Consider the following 16070-nt stretch of genomic DNA (forward strand, 5'->3'; position numbering starts at 1 on the left):
CAGGGTTCACCGCTACCCTTCGTTTTTTTCCTGCCGATGCTGCCGAAGCCGCAGCAGGTAGGGCAGGCTGTCGTCAATAATCTGGCGATATCGGGCGTCGTCCATCACGCGAAACAGCCGCATCACATAGGGATCTTCCCCCTCGTCGACCGCGGGAGGCGACCCCTGCCAGGTTTGCACCAGCCTGTGGCGCGCCTTTTGCTGTGCCTCTTCGCTATAGTCAACTTGCCCAGACGCCACATCGTAGCAGGACTCAAGCCACGCCCACGCGCTTTTTGGCAAAAGCATCAGCGGCGCGCAAAGCCCCTGAAGATAGCCCCTCAGCCAAAATGAGAACTGCGACTGCGCCTCTTCAACGCCAAGCGCCGCGAAGCGCCATTCGCTGCCTTCAATGCCCAACATCCTGCTTTCGCCTTCTCCGCCGGACATACAGTAAACCAGGTGGTCTAGCCACAGCGTCATGCCGTCAATCACCGACAGCTTCGCCGGTCGCCAACGCAGCAGGCCGTCTTTTTGGACCTGATGCAGCCAGCCGCTGACCGTTACGCCGTCAATCCGGCGCTCAAACTCGACGCTTTCGCTCTCCTGCCTTTGCGCGATAACGGCGTCGGCCAGCTCGTGCATTTTTTCCGTCTGCCCCTGCCAATACAGCTCGCCGAAAGCGCCAAAGGGCAGCTCTCCGGCGGCATGCGCGCGCGAAAACAGCGCCTGCGGATCGCGCGATTCAATAAGCTGGTTAAGCAGGTCTACGTTCATTCTATAGCGCTCAAGCCCTTCAACGCTAAACGGCTCTTCGTCGGAAAGCTCAGCGTCTTCCAAAGAAAAGCTTACCCTCAAGCGCTGCTGAAAAAACGCCCTGACGGGATGACGATAAAAGCGGCGAATATCGTCTATATCTACTCGTTCTGACGCCAACTGTGGCAACTGACCGCCAAATTCACCGTGCGGAACGCCCTCTCTGGCCGCCGCGGGCAGCCACTCGCGGGCGTAGCTTTGCTGTTCGCTGCCGCTGATAAAATTCTTTTCGCTAAAGGGCACCCTCGCGTGACAGTGCAAGAGGTGCTGGTGCACGCGCTGTGTGCAAAGCTCTGGGTCTTGGTCTCTGTCCCCCTCCAATACGTGGCTTTGACAGACGTACTCCAGCAGCTCGCTGACCAACACGGAAGGATAGCGCTGGCTGTTGTCCTGAATCGAGTGGCCGATATAGCTGATATAGAACGCGTTCTGCGCCGACTGTAGGGCCTCGAGGAAAAGATAGCGGTCGTCGTCCCGGCGGCTGCGGTCGCCCCGCATCGGCCCATCGGCCATCAGGTCAAAACCCAGCGGCGGCAGCGTGCGCGGATACACGCCGTCGTTCATCCCCAGCAGGCAAACGACCTTGAACGGAATAGAGCGCATCGGCATCAGAGTACAAAAGTTAATCGCACCGGCTAAAAAGCGCTGGCTGAGGCGCTCGTGGTTAAGGCGAGAGGACAACTCATCCTTCAGGACGGTAAGCGGCAGCGCGTCATCGTAACCGGCTTCAATACCCGCACCTATCTGCTTTTGCCATTGGCTTTCTATCAGATCCAGCACCGGTTCCGTCTCCAGCTCCGTGACGAAAAAGGCGTCCATCAGTTGGCGACAAAGGGGCGCCCACTCGGCAAGCGGGCTCGCTTGGCTTAAGCGCTCTCGCCAACGCGCCAACTGCATCAAAAACTCCGCCAGTTGGCCCGCAAGCGTCGCGATAAGCCCGCTGGATTCGTCGTACGGCAGGACGCCCTGAAAATCGCCGGCCTGGCTGTCCATTGCGTAGCCGAGGAGCATTCGCGTCAACCCAAAGCGCCAGGTATGCTGCCCCGTCGGGGGTAAATCCAGGTCGGCGACCATGTCGTCATCCAGCCCCCAGCGAATTCCTGCCCCCTCAACCCACTGGCGTAGCGTCCGCAGGCCGCTTTCATCAATGGAAAAACGCCGCGCCAGCTCCGGCACTTCGAGCAGCGCCAGAACCTCCTGCGCGCCGAACCGGCTGTAGGGGAGATCCAGCAGCTGTAGAAACGCCGTCACCACCGGATGAACCTGACTAGCGCTGCGGTCAGAGATGGCATAAGGCAGGAAGCGATCTTTCGGCGCGCTGCCGAATACCGCGTCAATATAGGGCGTATAGCCGTCTATTTCCGCCACCATGACGATGATATCTCGCAGCGTAAGCGACGGATCGGCATCCATCATGGCCAGCAGCCTGTCGTGCAGCACTTCCACTTCACGCTGGGCGCTGTGGCAGACGTGGACGCTAATCGACCGGTCGTCAAGCGCGAGCTTTTCTCTACTCTCTGTAGAAAACGCGGCGCCTGCGCTGAACGAGGTTTGAGCGCCGTCTTCCAGCGTCAGGATATCGCGCTGGATTCGATGAAGCAGGCTGTCGCTTCGCGGCTCCACGAACGCGTCGATCTCCTGCACGCCGTCAAGCTGCGCCAGCAGATAAATGTTGTCCCTGCCGAGCTTACCCCAGCTTGCCAGCAGAGGATTACTCAGATTCTGGTTTCCCTGCTCGTCAAACAGGCTGGCCGCGTTTTGCACGGACTTAAACAGAGCGACCTCTTCTTCACTGCCGTGCTTACGCCTCCGGCGGGCCTGCACGCGCGCTAAAAAGGCGTAGTCTTGAATATCGCCCCAGTAGTCGCGACACGGGTTGGTAAACATCAGGTGAATGTCGATATGCCGCCCCAGCGCCGACAGCGCTTCCAGATAAACGGGCGGCAGGGCCGATATGCCGCAGATAAACACGCGAGGCGGGAGGCCGCTTTCTACCGCAGAGAAGTCGGGACGGCCAAGCGCATCGATGAAACGCTGATAAAGATTGGCGCGGTGCCAGGAAGGCTGCCCCATCGCTTTGGTATCATCCACCAGCGCTCGCCAAAGCGCGGCCTGCCAAAGCTGAGCGTCGTTCAGCCCCGTGACCAGCGCCCCCGCTTCCCAGCGTTCCAGCCAGCCCGGTCGGTACACCAGATACTGGTCAAAAAGGTCGGCGACTCGCCCCGCCAGCTGGTGGTGTTTGCGTTTGTCTTCATCATCGCTAAGGTAGCCTGAAAGCGGGCTGAACTCCGGCCGTTCAAGCATCGGCGGCAGCAGGCGCATCAGCTTCCAGCGCATGGCGTCTTTGCTAAAGGCGCTCTCTTTTGGAACGCCCGGCAAAACCTTGGTAAACATCTGCCAGATAAATGAGGCCGGAAGCGGAAACTCTACGTTGGCCGCAATGCCTAAATCCGTCGCCAGCTCAATTTGCAGCCACTGCGCCATGCCGTTGCTCTGCACCAGAATCACTTCGGGCTCAAGCACAGAGGCCAGCGGTTTACCAGCCACCAGCGCGGCGATCAGCGACTTCAGGACGTCCAGCTGATTTGAGTGATAAACCGTAAACATTCCGACTCTCCGAATGGGCAAGGGCGTAAGGCCTGCTGCCTTGGTAAAGAATAGCGTAAAAGAGTGATTTTCAACGTTATCAGGCTGACTGTAAAGCCGGATAGCGTTATCTCTTTTAGCTTAATCCGTTCTAACCAGCGCTTTTTCTGTCTATGGCGACCGGCCTTGGCGGTGCTACCATGGCCGGGACTTTTTTATTTTGTTCCAGACTATCTCCCTGTGCGATGAGGAATCTAACCATGAGTCAACTGTTCACCCCGATTAAGATTGGCCCGCTTACGCTGCCCAACCGCATCGTTATCGCGCCAATGTGTCAATATTCTGCCGAAGACGGCAAAACGACCGACTGGCACACTATCCACCTGGGGCAGCTTGCGCTTTCCGGCGCGGGGCTGTTGATTATGGAGGCCACCGCCGTAGAGCCGGAAGGACGCATTTCCCCTCATGACGTCGGCCTTTGGGACGATGAAACCGAGCGTGCGCTGGCAAAAACTCTTAGCGCAGTGAAGCGTTACTCCGCAATGCCTCTGGCGATTCAGCTGGCCCATGCGGGACGCAAAGCGTCAATGCCGCCCCCTTGGCAGCCGGGCCCCGCCGTTCCGGCCGAACGAGGCGGCTGGCAGCCCGTAGCGCCGTCGGCCATCCCGTTTGACGCCCATTCCGCCACGCCGCAGGCGCTGAGCGAAGAACGCATCGCCTCCATCATTGCGTCGTTCGCCCATTCCGCCAAGCGAGCCGACAGGCTGGGGTTCGACGCCATTGAGATCCACGCCGCGCACGGCTATCTGCTGCACCAGTTTTTATCCCCGATAGCCAATCGGCGAGAAGACGGCTACGGCGGCTCGCTGGAAAACCGCATGCGCATGCTGCTGGAAACCTTCAGCGCCGTTCGCAAAGTATTTCCTGCCAATAAGGCGGTCGGCGTGCGCATCTCCGCCAGCGACTGGGTTGAAGGCGGCTGGGATTTGGAGCAGTCCATTGCCCTCTGCCATCGCTTAAAGGCGCTTGGCTGCGACTTTATTCACGTTTCCAGCGGCGGGCTGTCCGCCGAGCAGCGCATTCCCGTAGCGCCGAACTATCAGGTGCCCTTCGCCCGTCGAATTAAAGAGGAAGTCGGCATGCCTACTATCGCCGTCGGGCTGATTACCGAGCCAGAGCAGGCGGAAGCCGTCGTCGCTACCGGTGATGCCGACATGGTGGCGCTGGGGCGCGGCATTCTTTATGACCCGCACTGGCCGTGGCGCGCCGCCGCCGAGCTTGGCGCTCAGGTTCATGCTCCGAAGCAGTATTGGCGTGCTGCGCCGCGTCGGATAAAAGGGCTTTTCGTTAACGACTAGCCGCCAGTCTTCCCATTTTACTCACCGCTGCCTTCGGGCGGGCTGCCTACGGCGGTTCGCCCGAAGGTCGACAAAACAGCCTTTCAAGGCTTACGCTCACGCGGCCCGGCCCGCTCACCTCCGCGGTCACTTCATCACAGCGCTCGTCCAGCCTCCTATCGGCAACGCTAAACCGCCACCCGGCGGCCTTCAAAACGGCGTCTTCATCCACGCTGATGGGATAAAGCTCCAACGCCTGAGCGGCTAGCCGCCACGCCTTCTGCTCGTTCGCATAGTGATAAAACTGCGAAGTCAGCGCCTGCTGATAGTGCATCAGCCCCAAAACCGTCACAGAGAACAACAGCATGGCGACTAGCGTCTCTATCAGGCTAAATCCCTCCTGACGGAGGGCTGACGCGGTCACGGTTCGCACTCCACGGGCTGGCCAACCAGCGGGCAAACGTCGCTTAGCGAGGCTGGAAGCGGGATCAGGCCAACGTCTAAAGATTCGCCCCGCTCTCGCCGCACCAGCGCTCGCTGAAAGAGCGCCGCCGGCATCTCGCCAAACCTGGCGTCGCCCGAACCGCGAATCAGCAGTTCGTCACTGCTTAACGCCCTTACGCAGGCATTTAACCGACGGGCTTCATGGCGTTCGCACCGCCAGCCCTCGCCGTTCAACGACCAGCGCAGCGATAATGCCCACGCCAGCGCAGAGTGCGCCCGCTGGCGGTTTTGCAGATAGCGCCTTTCGTCAGCCTGCATTCTGACGCGCTGATCCAGCTGGCGATGAACGCCCTTAAGCATCATCATGGAAAACGCCAAGAGCATCATAACCAGCAGCAGCGTCGCATAGCCCCTTTGTTTTTGTATCACGGGTTTCTGCTCCTCCCCTTTACGCGGGCGACGAGCGTCCGTACAGCTGCCGGCTGGCCGCGCCAGTGGCCTGAAAGTGTGATATCAAAATAGTATTCGCCCTCTCCCTTCGCCGACCGAGAGTCGCGGCGTTCAATCTGAAACCCGCTGACGACGATTTCTGAAGGATCCAGCATCTTCTCCCATTCACCGCCCTGACAGCCGCTGACGCCCCTTTGGCGTTCAACAACCCCTTGTCGCCAGCGGTAGCCAAAGCGTTCAGACAGCGAGACGCCTTCCGGCTCTATCCGACCGTTGTGGTTCAGGTCATAGCTCAGAAGCACGCAAGCCTTCACGTCGCCGGAGGGCGACGTGACAATCTTGACCATCTCATCGCTTCGCAGCGTCGTTGAGGCAAACAGATAGCCCGCGCGGCGAAGATCTTTCTCCACGGTCTGCAAAACCTGCCCCAGCGCCTGCTCCAACCGGTAGGCCCGATACTGCATCAGACTCTGGCGCTGGAACGTCGGCAACAGAGACATAATACCCGACAGCAGCAGCCCGCTAATCAGCATGGCGATCAGCATTTCGGGCAGGGAAAAACCTCGCTGAGCGGCTAGCATCGGGGAAGCCCCGCCAGGTCGTTGTTACTTTCAGCGCAGCGACGCAGGCGACCGGTAGCGGATAGCACAATCCTTACCCTTCCCGCCTTTCCCTGCACGACGATATGCCCCGCCCCCGCCGTATTGCGTACGCCGTAAAAACCAAGGCCCAATTCGGACTGCTGTAGCTCAAGCCGCATCCCCTCCATCGGCAGGCGATAAATAGGGCCGCGGGCAGAAAAGCAGTCCGCTGCTCCCTGGGGTCTGGAGGCTATCAGGCAGTCCCTGTCGCGCTCTTTGCCTATTCGCAGCAGGAGGGTTTCATTACGCCAGTGCGCCGCCTGCTGAAGCCGGGACATAAAGGCCAGCAGCTCCGCGCTGGCCAGCTCCAACGCGGCCCGCTGTCGGTAGCTTTGCCAGCTTTGAACGCTGCCGGTCGCTAAAATCGCCATTACGCTTATCGCAAGCAAAAGCTCGATAAGCGACAGGCCGCACTGGTCGGTGTGTTGTCGTGTTTTCATGGCCGCATGCTAAACGGGCCCGGTGAAAGCGAACAGGGAGAGAAAAAAGAAGTGGAAACGACGCTGATAAGAAAAGGTGTAATGCGCCGAGCGTTACATCAAACTGCGGCGCAAATAGAATAATACGCTTACTGAGCGGGAACCGGCGGCTCGACTTTCCGCCCCTGCCTGTCAATATAGTTTTCCTGACGGCAGGAAACGACCGTATGTTCGCCGTCCAGTATCGATTCGCAGTCCATGCCGACTCTTGCCAGCCCGTTTTCAAACGGCCAGGCAAAGTCATACTGCGGCTCAATCACCGGCTCCAGTCGTTGGTTAAAGAAGCCAACCTTACCGTTGACGATACCGCGGGTCAGCCCTTCCTCAAAATAGTCGGGGCCGTTGTCAAACAAGAGCACTTCGAGGCTGCTTCCATCGGGCTTAACGTAAAAAACCCGGCGATCAATAAAGAATCCGGCCAGACCGTTGTCGCCATAGTCGGCCTGCGCCAGAGCGCGAGGGGAGAAGCGAAACGTCTTGCCATCTGGCGCCGCACAGGCGCTATCGTCAATTAGCCCTTGCTCGCTGGAACCATACAAACAGCTTAACGAATAGGAGGGTGAAGAAACACCGCAGCCTGCGGCCATCAGCCCGACCAGCAGCAAAAGAACAACTTTCAAACGTGCGATTCTCATCCTGAGCGCCTTTTCCCACATCAGATGTAAAAAGCCCGCCGACAGGGGCGGGCATAAAAATTAAATCGCCACCGGCGCTTTGATCGCCGGATGGGGGTCGTAGCCCGTAATTTCAAAGTCTTCGAACCGGTAATCGAAGATGGACTCCGGCTTACGCTTGATCTCAAGCTTCGGCAGCGGACGCGGCTCGCGGCTCAGCTGAAGGTGCGTTTGTTCCATGTGGTTCATATACAGGTGCGTATCGCCGCCGGTCCAGACAAAGTCGCCGACTTCCAGATCGCACTGCTGGGCCATCATGTGTACTAAAAGCGCGTAGCTGGCGATGTTGAACGGTAGCCCCAAAAACACGTCACAGGAGCGCTGATACAGCTGGCAGGAGAGCCTGCCGTCGGCGACGTAAAACTGGAAGAACGCGTGGCAGGGCGCCAGCGCCATCTCGGACAGCTCTCCCACGTTCCAGGCGGAAACGATGATCCGGCGCGAATCCGGATCGCGTTTTAGCTGCTCCACCGCCGCGGAAATCTGGTCTATCTGACGACCGTCAGCCGCGCCCCACGAGCGCCACTGCTTGCCGTATACCGGCCCCAAATCGCCGTTTTCGTCAGCCCATTCGTCCCAGATAGTGACGTTATTGTCGCGCAGGTAGCCGACGTTGGTATCGCCCTTAAGGAACCACAGCAGCTCGTGAATGATTGATCGCAGGTGACAGCGCTTGGTGGTCACCAGCGGGAAGCCTTCCTGCAGGTTAAAGCGCATCTGATGGCCGAAAATAGAGCGCGTTCCCGTGCCGGTACGATCGGACTTTGGCGTTCCCTCGTCGAGGATTTTTTGCATTAATTCTAAATATTGTTTCATCGTAACCTCGTCACCTTAAAATTCCTCATAGATCACGCCTTTTGCCGTTTTTCCTGCGGCTTCGGGCGGCGGTAGGCCCAAACCATCATCAGTACGCCAATCAGGATCATCGGCAGCGAAAGCAGCTGCCCCATGCTGAACAGGCCAAACAGCCCCAGTTGGGCGTCCGGCTGGCGGAAAAATTCAATGATAAAGCGAAACGTCCCGTAACCAATCAAAAACAGCCCCGAGACGCTGCCCGCCGGGCGCGCCTTGCGGATAAACAGATTCAGAAGCAAGAACAGTACGACGCCTTCCAAGCACATTTCATACAGCTGCGACATGTGGCGAGGCAGCATTCCGTCCTGCATGTAGGGGAGCCACTGCGGGTTTTGTTCAACAAACAGCTGGTCGGCGACGCGCGCCGTCGGGAAGCGCATCGCCCACTGAAAATCGGTAACGCGTCCCCAAAGTTCGCCGTTGATAAAGTTGCCCAGTCGGCCAACGCCGAGCCCGAAGGGGATCAGCGGCGCCATGAAATCGGATACCTGGAAGAACGTGCGCTTGGTGCGACGCGCGAACCACAGCATCGCTACGATGACGCCCATCAGGCCGCCGTGGAAGGACATGCCGCCCTCCCAGACTTTAAACAGGTAAAGCGGATTAGCGACAAAGTCGGGAAAGCTGTAGAACAGCACGTAGCCAACGCGGCCGCCGACGAATACGCCCAAAAAGCCCGCATACAGCACGCTTTCCACTTCGTCCTTCGTCCAGCCGCTGTTTGGCCGCCCGGCGCGGCGTTTGGCCAACCAGAGAGCGAATACGAAGCCTATCAGGTACATCATGCCGTACCAGCGCAGCGACAAAGGCAGCGTGGGTTCTAAAGAGAAGATAACCGGATCGAATTTAGGAAATTCCAGAAAGCTAGAGTTCATCACTCACCACAGTACATATCACGTTGAATTGAGAACGGACAGCGCCGTTGATTACGCGCTTAAAAAACCGCGCAATCATAGCATAGCCAAACGCGTTTGGTTCGCAGAAAAAGGCCGCTTTACACTCATTTACGCCCCGTATCTCGGGGAGTGAAAATGGATAGCCCCACGATTAAGTGGGGCTAATGACTATCTATCACCGCCGGTGCGTTCACCCTTCCTACGCTTCGGGTACGGCGAATTCGACTTTTGCGGTCGGGTTTCCTGCTTTTCCTGCATCGCCAAAACGATGGGAGAAAACTCTTTCATGACGCGACGATAAACGTCACGTTTGAACGAAACGACCTGTCGAACCGGATACCAATAACTCACCCAGCGCCAGCCGTCGAACTCCGGCGTGCTGCTGCGCTGCATGTTGATATCGGCTTCACTGCTTATCAGCTGTAGTAAAAACCACTTCTGCTTCTGACCAATACAAACGGGCTTAGTGTCCCAACGCACCAAACGTTTAGGTAACTTATATCGTAACCAGTTACGCGTACAGCCAAGGACCTTGACGTCTTTACGACTCAGTCCCACTTCTTCAAAAAGCTCGCGATACATGGCCTGCTCCGGAGACTCCCCCGCGTTGATGCCGCCTTGAGGAAACTGCCATGAGTGTTGACCAAATCGCCTGGCCCACAATACCTGTCCCTGCTTATTACAAATTACGATACCAACATTCGGGCGGTAGCCATCATCATCGATCACCGGACTACCTCAGAGCATAAATTCTTTATAGATAGGTTGATTGTTTCATACTAGGCTGTGTCCCGCAACTGTACACGGTGGCGACGCTGAGCCAAAAGGGCGTAATCAAGGCGGAGCGCGCAGGGCATAGTGAGCCTATGCCCAAGTGCGACAACGCAGGGTACGCCCTTTTGGCACTCGTCCCGAAGGGCTGGGGTCCTTTTTACGCAGCGCTGCGTTACTCACGGCTTATTTGGGCCCGCCAAACCTCACCGCTCGCGCCTTGCTCTGCGTAAAAATGACCGCCAGCGCCATCCGCATACAGTTGCGGGACACAGCCTAAACGGTGCGGTAAACCTCTGGGTGAGATTCCCTTATCAATACGCTTGCTGAGTATAACTTGACATTTGGAATTAAGTTATAAACAGCCTAAAGCCACATTACCCTACTTTATGCACCTTTACTGTGGATATCTATGTGAAGAACCCGATAACAATATGGGTAGAAATCAGAACCCACAGAGAATTGATCCTGAGTTAAAATTGAAATAATTTAATATAAATCAGGTTAATATAAACAACCCACAGGCAGAAAATGGATCTAAAATGTGATGCAGATCCCTAGGCGAGATCGCCATGAACAAAAAATAGCCTCCGTCGACTTTATCCACAGACAGTGATAAAAAGTTAACCAAAATGCGGTTTGATACGCAAAAAAACCCCGAAGTCAATGCTGTAAATGAAAACAGTAGTCATCTTTTTGTGAGTTATCCAAGATATCTGTGGATAACATAGTGTAAGATCCTGTTCACTGTCGGTGTCTTATTGACGATCCGTTCAGCCATAGTGGAAGGCGAAACGGGCCAAAAATAAAAAATTATGATATAAACCATAGCGTTAATTTGTTTCTTAACGCTATGAAAAATGACTTACAAGCGCGCCCCTTGGGCTGTATAAATTTAGAACAGATAAACGGATCCCTAAATGTCCTATACGGTAACGCCCCTTCCTATGCCAGAAAGCGAGCAGGAGCTCTATCAGCGAGCGCTGGCGCTGGCCGGATATACGATGAAAGCGCTGGCGGACGCCGTAGGGTTACCGATCCCTAAAGATCTAAAGCGGGATAAGGGATGGGTTGGCATGATGCTGGAACACTATTTAGGCGCCAGCGCCGGCAGCAAGCCCGAACAGGACTTTCCTCATCTGGGCATAGAACTGAAGACGATCCCGGTAAGCGCGCAGGGCAATCCGCTGGAAACGACCTTCGTATGCGTCGCTCCCTTGACCGGCAACAGCGGGGTGACTTGGGAAAGCAGCCACCTTCGTAGGAAGCTTCAGCGGGTGCTGTGGGTGCCGGTAGAGGGAGAAAGAAGCATTCCTTTAGCCGAGCGGCGCATCGGCACCGCCCTGCTGTGGAGCCCGGACGAAGAAGAGGAAACCAGACTCAAGCGCGACTGGGAGGAGCTGATGGACCTCATCGTGCTGGGGAAGGTAGAAACCATCACCGCCCGGCACGGAGAAGTGCTGCAAATCCGCCCCAAGGCCGCCAATGCGCGGGCGTTGACGGATGCGATCGGTGAGTTTGGCCAGCCGATTATGACGCTCCCGCGCGGCTTCTATCTGAAAAAAGCCTTTACGCGGGCGCTGCTGGCCAAACACTTTAACCTGCCGCTGTCTGAATAAGAGGCTACTTCTTCCGCGCTCTCGCCAATTGTACAAGCCACAGGCCGCCGATTGACACCGCCAGCAGGCCGCCAAAAACGCAGCCTATCGCCACAACGGGCATACCGGCTTTCACCGCCAGCGTGTACAGGCCGAGCATCAGCAGCATGGCGGTATTTTCACCAAAGTTTTGCGCCGCTACCGCATTACCCGCGCCGACGGTCTGCTTTCCCCGATCCTGTAACAGCGTATTGAGCGGAACGATAAAAAACCCGCCAAAAATGCCGATAACAACAAGGATCGCATAGGAGAGCGCCAGGCTGCCCTGCAGTACGAAAACCACCACGCCGACGCCCAACAGTACCCCCGCAGGAATACAGCGGCTCACGGTTTTTAACGTGATCCACTTGGCCGCGGCCGCTGCGCCGATAACGATGCCTACCGCCACCATAGCGTTTAGCAGCGTCGGCGTAAGCAGCCCTTCGATGCCTAACGCGACAGGAACCCAGAGGATCAGCAGGAAGCGGAGCGTGATCCCCGCCCCCCAGAACAGGCTGGTGCCCACCAGCGACATCCTCGTTCCCTGATCTCGCCAGAGCACCACAATCGCGTTGGCGAAGTTCGCCACCATCTCTTTAAGATTCCAGCGGGCGCCCGGTCTGGCTGGCTGTAGCTTCGGAATATAAAAGTTGGCGGCGACGGCGCCGGCATAGACGATGCAGCATACCGTCAGCGCGATATAAGGGCTGATATCTACCAGCCAGCCGCCGACCAAAGAGCCGGTGAGGATCGCCGCCAGCGTAGAAGACTCAATCAGGCCGTTGGCCTTCACCAGTTGGTCGCCGTGGGTCAGCTCGCCGAGGATGCCGTACTTGGCGGGAGAATAGGCGGTTGCGCCAATGCCTACCAGCAGGTAGCCAAAGAACGGATCGAGGCCGGCGAAAATGATCCCCGCGCCGATAAGCTTAACGGCGTTGGCGAACATCATCACCCGCCCCTTCGAGAAGCTGTCGGCAACCTGCCCTACAAACGGAGCCAGCACCACGTAGGCGACAATAAACAGCATCTGGAGCACCGAGTGGCTCCAAAGCGGGTAGGCCTTTTGAATCAAAACGCCTAATGTCGCAAAAAACAGCGCGCTGTCGCCAAAGGCCGATAAAAACTGGGCGCTGGTTACCGCCACCATGCCCCTACTCAGCAGCGGCTTAGGCGTTACGTCTATCGTCGTCATTCGGACTCCGCAGGCGCTTCGGCCAGTTTACGCAAGGAGACAAAATCCGGCTTGCCGCTGCCCAAAAGCGGGAGCGACTTTAAGGTCCGAATATCGCGAGGAACGGCCAGCCCCGGCAGCCCCAGCTCCTGGGCGGCGCGCGATAGCGCGTCGCGAGGCAGCTCGGCAGCGGTGGTAAACAATACGAGAGATTCTCCCTTTGCCACATCGCTTTTCACCGTTGCGGCATGCTCGGCATTTGGCGCCACCTTTTTGGCTATCGCTTCTACGCTTTCCAGCGATACCATCTCGCCGGCGATTTTAGCAAAGCGCTTCACGCGGCCTTTAATCGTGCAGAAGCCTTCACTATCAAAAGAGACGATGTCGCCGGTGTCGTACCAGCCGGCTTCCAGCTCGCCCCGCTCATTTTCTGCCGCAGGCTGCTCCAGCACGCCGGGGTTTTCCACCCGCAGATAGCCTTTCATGATGTTTGGCCCCCTCACCTGCAGGCGGCCGCCCTCTTCAATCCCCGGAACTGAGATCAGGCGGGATTCGATGCCCGGCAGCAGTCGCCCTACGGTCTGAGATTTGGACGCCATCGGAACGTTAATCGCCAGTACCGGCGCGCATTCGGTCACGCCGTAGCCTTCCAGAATGCGAATGCCGAACTTCTCCTGCCACAGCTCGCGCGTAGCGCTCGAAAGCTTCTCCGCCCCGGCCACTACGTAGCGCAGGCGAGCGAAGTCGTACGGATGGGCAAAGCGCGCATAGTTGTTGAGAAACGTCGGCGTGCCGAACATCACGTTGCAGTTCTGATCGTAGATCACTTCCGGCACGATGCGATAGTGCAGCGGGCTTGGGTAAAGGAAAATGCGGCTGCCGGTAACAATCGGCGCCAGCAGCCCCGCAGTCAGGCCGAAGGCGTGGAACAGGGGCAGCGCCGACATAAATTTGTCCTGCGGCGAGAAGTCGGCTACGGTGCGGATCTGCTCCACGTTAGCCAGCAGGCTGCTATGGGTGTGCACTACGCCCTTCGGATTGCCCTCCGAACCAGACGTAAACAGAATGATGGCCGCGTCGTCCGGCTTTTGCGGCGCCATTGCGCAGCGCGGCATCAGCAGGTGCTTTAACACCCAAAGCTTGTCATCACGGGTCACCGTGTCCTTCAGGTCTTCGAGAAAATACCAGGTCGCGCCCTTTACCTGTTCTGCAAGGTGCGTCAGATTGGCTTTTTCCAAAAACTGGCGCGACGCCACGATGGTTTTTATCTGCGCGCCCTTAAGCGCGCTCTCCAGCCCGTTAACGCCGGCGGTATAGTTCAGCATGGCGGGTACGCGGCCGCACAGTGAGGTGCCGAAAATGGTCGCAGCGGTAATCGTCGCGTTGGGTAAAAGCAGGCCGACCGTTTCTCCCGGCGCGGTTAAACGAGAAATAATGCGGCTAACGCCCAGCGACTTTTTCAAAAGCGTGCGATAGGAGTCCTCTTTCAGGCCGATATCGGTAATGCAGGGCTTGCTGCCGCCGTAGCGGCAGGTTGCTTCAACCAGCGCTTCATACAGCGTTCTCGGACTGCGGGTCGCCATGCGGGCGTCCATCATGATTTGATGCATCCGCTCGCCGGCCAGCCTGCGGCGCTCGGCGGCTCGTCCGCCTTCCGGCATCGGGATCGTCGTCGCAGGTAAAATATGAATGTTGACCTGTGGAAACAGGCGCCGCTTAAAAATGCCCTTCAGGCGGCTAAAGAAGCTCAGCTCCAGGCCGTCTATCCAGATAGGGATAATCGTCGCCTGCGACTTCGCCGCCACAAAGGCCGCGCCGTCGTAAATCTTCATCAGCGAGCCGGTCACCGTGATGCGGCCTTCGGGGAAAATCACGATCGGCCTGCCGTGCTCAATCTGGCGAACCAGCGTTTTAATCGCCATCGGCTTGGTTGGATCCAGCGGCACAAAGTCCACCAGCGGTTCCATCATTCGCAGAAACCAGCGGTCGGTCATGCTGGTGTAAATAGCAAACACCGGCTTTACCGGCAAAAACAGCCCCAGCAGGACGCCGTCGATAAAAGAAAGGTGGTTGGGGGTTATCAGCAGGCGCTGATGATTGAAACCGTTAAGATCGCCCGTCACGCGTACGCGAAAGCACGTTCGAGCAATAAACCGAAGAACCTTATAAATCATGACTATCTCCCTATCACAGCGCAGTATGCGTTGATACATCCCTTTCACCGATAAGACAAGTGAATTATTACGCCGTTCATTACCTTACGGTTAACCGAACAAAAAACCGGCGCCCAGCTCAGGTAAAAAAAAACCTACGCATCCGCGTAGGTCGGTGTAATCCAGTAAATGGTTCCGACGTCGCCGCCGGATATTCACCAATAAATACCTCTGGGATCTAAAATCTAGTTCAAGCGCCAAATTCCAGCCACTGCCAAAACGCTACATTGACCGACAAAGTGTAACCAAGCGTGAAATTATTATCATTTCACCTATTTTTCCTACACAACTCGATTAAAAATCGCTCGTAATCAGAATGAAGCAAGTTTTTCATCAATAGGCATCACTGCGTAAACCGTTTATAAATTTCTTCAGCGGCGGCCTGATAGGCTTGAGACTTCAGCTCCATAATTTGCTTGGCGTCTTTTGAGTCGCGGTTATAGCGGCCGCTGAGGCTGCTGTTCTCGAATACCGGCGGGGTGAAGGTTGTCCAGCGCCCGCTGGCGACATCGATAAGCGCGATGCGCAGAACGATGCGCATATGCTGCGTTTCATCCGGTAAAACGCCGCCGACAAACGGCACCCAGGAAACCACCTTGGTAGCCTCGTTTTCAGAGCCGCTCTCCAGCTGGCCCCAGTACACCAAGATCTTATCCTGACCGCCGTTGGCCGCCGTCAGGCGTAGCAGCCTGGGGTAGTCAACCGAAGCCGCGTTGTCTGTCGTTTGGCCGTAGCGATAGCCGCTGTCGGGAGGGATGCCGGAGTAAAGCGCGACGGAATAGTGCTGCGCCAGCGCCTGTTGCATTTCAACGTCGGGCGTCATTGCGCCGGACTGAATAAGCAAAATGGAAGAGCTTTTGGGCAGGCGGAAATCCTGCCGCGCGCTGCTCAAGGCCTTCTGGATGTCATCATCGCTGATAGCTTTGCTTTTAGGCGCGGCCCCCAGAACGTCGCTGTCCTTAAGCTCGCCGGAGTAAAAGGCGTTACCGCCGCGCCCGCCGGACTGCGAAATAGAGCGAGTTGAACAGCCTGAAAGCACCAGCGCGCCCAACACGACGGCCAACAGGATCCGGCCCCTTCCTGAAAAAATACGTTTCATAACAGATATCCCTAATTCCATG

Annotated in this window: 14 protein-coding genes; 2 read left to right on the forward strand and 12 right to left on the reverse strand. The window is 57.1% G+C overall.

The annotated features are described in order from the left end of the window. Positions 1-12: 12 nt before the first annotated feature. A complete protein-coding gene (gene recC / locus G544_RS0108980; protein WP_027274292.1) occupies positions 13-3402 on the reverse strand; it encodes an exodeoxyribonuclease V subunit gamma in 3390 nt (1129 codons plus the stop codon). A 239-nt stretch (positions 3403-3641) separates the two neighbouring features. Between recC and G544_RS0108985 the strand changes: the two genes are divergently transcribed. Next, a complete protein-coding gene (locus tag G544_RS0108985; protein WP_027274293.1) occupies positions 3642-4739 on the forward strand; it encodes an NADH:flavin oxidoreductase/NADH oxidase in 1098 nt (365 codons plus the stop codon). A gap of 46 nt (positions 4740-4785) precedes the next feature. Here G544_RS0108985 and G544_RS0108990 read toward each other — a convergent pair whose 3' ends face one another. The 8 genes from G544_RS0108990 to rppH form a co-directional block, all read right to left on the reverse strand. Next, complete coding sequence (locus G544_RS0108990) at positions 4786-5142, reverse strand: prepilin-type N-terminal cleavage/methylation domain-containing protein (RefSeq protein WP_134388972.1); 357 nt, start codon at positions 5140-5142, stop codon at positions 4786-4788. Next, positions 5139-5591, reverse strand: a complete 453-nt coding sequence (locus G544_RS20255; RefSeq protein WP_051155653.1) for a DUF2509 family protein — start codon at positions 5589-5591, stop codon at positions 5139-5141. Before G544_RS20255 ends, G544_RS0108990 begins: the two co-directional genes overlap by 4 nt. Further along, complete coding sequence (locus tag G544_RS20260) at positions 5588-6193, reverse strand: prepilin peptidase-dependent protein (protein ID WP_051155654.1); 606 nt, start codon at positions 6191-6193, stop codon at positions 5588-5590. The genes G544_RS20255 and G544_RS20260 overlap by 4 nt, the downstream gene beginning before the upstream one ends. Then, the gene (locus tag G544_RS0109005) at positions 6187-6693 is read right to left on the reverse strand and encodes a prepilin-type N-terminal cleavage/methylation domain-containing protein (RefSeq protein ID WP_027274295.1); all 507 of its coding nucleotides are present in this window, start codon (positions 6691-6693) and stop codon (positions 6187-6189) included. The genes G544_RS20260 and G544_RS0109005 overlap by 7 nt, the downstream gene beginning before the upstream one ends. Before the next feature lie 128 nt (positions 6694-6821). Continuing rightward, on the reverse strand, positions 6822-7367 hold the full coding sequence (locus G544_RS20265) for a WG repeat-containing protein (RefSeq protein ID WP_051155655.1): 546 nt from the start codon (positions 7365-7367) through the stop codon (positions 6822-6824). Positions 7368-7427: 60 nt separating this feature from the next. Beyond that, complete coding sequence (gene thyA, locus G544_RS0109015; RefSeq protein WP_027274296.1) at positions 7428-8222, reverse strand: thymidylate synthase; 795 nt, start codon at positions 8220-8222, stop codon at positions 7428-7430. Between the two features lie 32 nt (positions 8223-8254). Beyond that, positions 8255-9136 carry a prolipoprotein diacylglyceryl transferase gene (lgt, locus tag G544_RS0109020; protein WP_027274297.1) on the reverse strand — a complete coding sequence of 294 codons (882 nt, stop codon included), beginning with the start codon at positions 9134-9136 and terminating at the stop codon, positions 8255-8257. 189 nt (positions 9137-9325) lie between these two features. After that, positions 9326-9886: an RNA pyrophosphohydrolase gene (rppH, locus tag G544_RS0109025; RefSeq protein ID WP_027274298.1), complete on the reverse strand. Its 561-nt coding sequence runs from the start codon at positions 9884-9886 to the stop codon at positions 9326-9328. A gap of 962 nt (positions 9887-10848) precedes the next feature. On the opposite strand from rppH, the gene mutH reads away from it, so the two are divergent. Beyond that, positions 10849-11547 carry a DNA mismatch repair endonuclease MutH gene (gene mutH / locus G544_RS0109030; protein ID WP_027274299.1) on the forward strand — a complete coding sequence of 233 codons (699 nt, stop codon included), beginning with the start codon at positions 10849-10851 and terminating at the stop codon, positions 11545-11547. 4 nt (positions 11548-11551) lie between these two features. Here the strand turns inward: mutH and lplT are convergent, their stop codons facing one another. The 3 genes from lplT to G544_RS0109045 form a co-directional block, all read right to left on the reverse strand. Continuing rightward, positions 11552-12757 carry a lysophospholipid transporter LplT gene (gene lplT / locus G544_RS0109035; RefSeq protein WP_027274300.1) on the reverse strand — a complete coding sequence of 402 codons (1206 nt, stop codon included), beginning with the start codon at positions 12755-12757 and terminating at the stop codon, positions 11552-11554. Beyond that, positions 12754-14910 (reverse strand): bifunctional acyl-ACP--phospholipid O-acyltransferase/long-chain-fatty-acid--ACP ligase, encoded by a 2157-nt coding sequence (gene aas / locus G544_RS0109040; RefSeq protein WP_027274301.1) that lies wholly within the window; start codon positions 14908-14910, stop codon positions 12754-12756. The genes lplT and aas overlap by 4 nt, the downstream gene beginning before the upstream one ends. Before the next feature lie 382 nt (positions 14911-15292). After that, entirely contained in the window at positions 15293-16048 is a 756-nt protein-coding gene (locus G544_RS0109045; RefSeq protein WP_027274302.1) for a lipoprotein YafT, read from the reverse strand. Positions 16049-16070 lie beyond the last annotated feature (22 nt).

The organism is Leminorella grimontii ATCC 33999 = DSM 5078 (assembly GCF_000439085.1).
In the GTDB taxonomy this organism is placed as follows: Bacteria; Pseudomonadota; Gammaproteobacteria; order Enterobacterales; family Enterobacteriaceae; genus Leminorella; species Leminorella grimontii.

Coding starts and splice junctions, on each gene's coding strand:
- recC (WP_027274292.1), bottom strand. CDS start 3,402: ATGTTTACGGTTTATCACTCAAATCAGCTGGACGTCCTGAAGTCGCTG.
- G544_RS20265 (WP_051155655.1), bottom strand. CDS start 7,367: ATGAGAATCGCACGTTTGAAAGTTGTTCTTTTGCTGCTGGTCGGGCTG.
- G544_RS0109005 (WP_027274295.1), bottom strand. CDS start 6,693: ATGAAAACACGACAACACACCGACCAGTGCGGCCTGTCGCTTATCGAG.
- G544_RS0108985 (WP_027274293.1), top strand. CDS start 3,642: ATGAGTCAACTGTTCACCCCGATTAAGATTGGCCCGCTTACGCTGCCC.
- G544_RS20260 (WP_051155654.1), bottom strand. CDS start 6,193: ATGCTAGCCGCTCAGCGAGGTTTTTCCCTGCCCGAAATGCTGATCGCC.
- thyA (WP_027274296.1), bottom strand. CDS start 8,222: ATGAAACAATATTTAGAATTAATGCAAAAAATCCTCGACGAGGGAACG.
- aas (WP_027274301.1), bottom strand. CDS start 14,910: ATGATTTATAAGGTTCTTCGGTTTATTGCTCGAACGTGCTTTCGCGTA.
- G544_RS0109045 (WP_027274302.1), bottom strand. CDS start 16,048: ATGAAACGTATTTTTTCAGGAAGGGGCCGGATCCTGTTGGCCGTCGTG.
- lgt (WP_027274297.1), bottom strand. CDS start 9,136: ATGAACTCTAGCTTTCTGGAATTTCCTAAATTCGATCCGGTTATCTTC.
- lplT (WP_027274300.1), bottom strand. CDS start 12,757: ATGACGACGATAGACGTAACGCCTAAGCCGCTGCTGAGTAGGGGCATG.
- mutH (WP_027274299.1), top strand. CDS start 10,849: ATGTCCTATACGGTAACGCCCCTTCCTATGCCAGAAAGCGAGCAGGAG.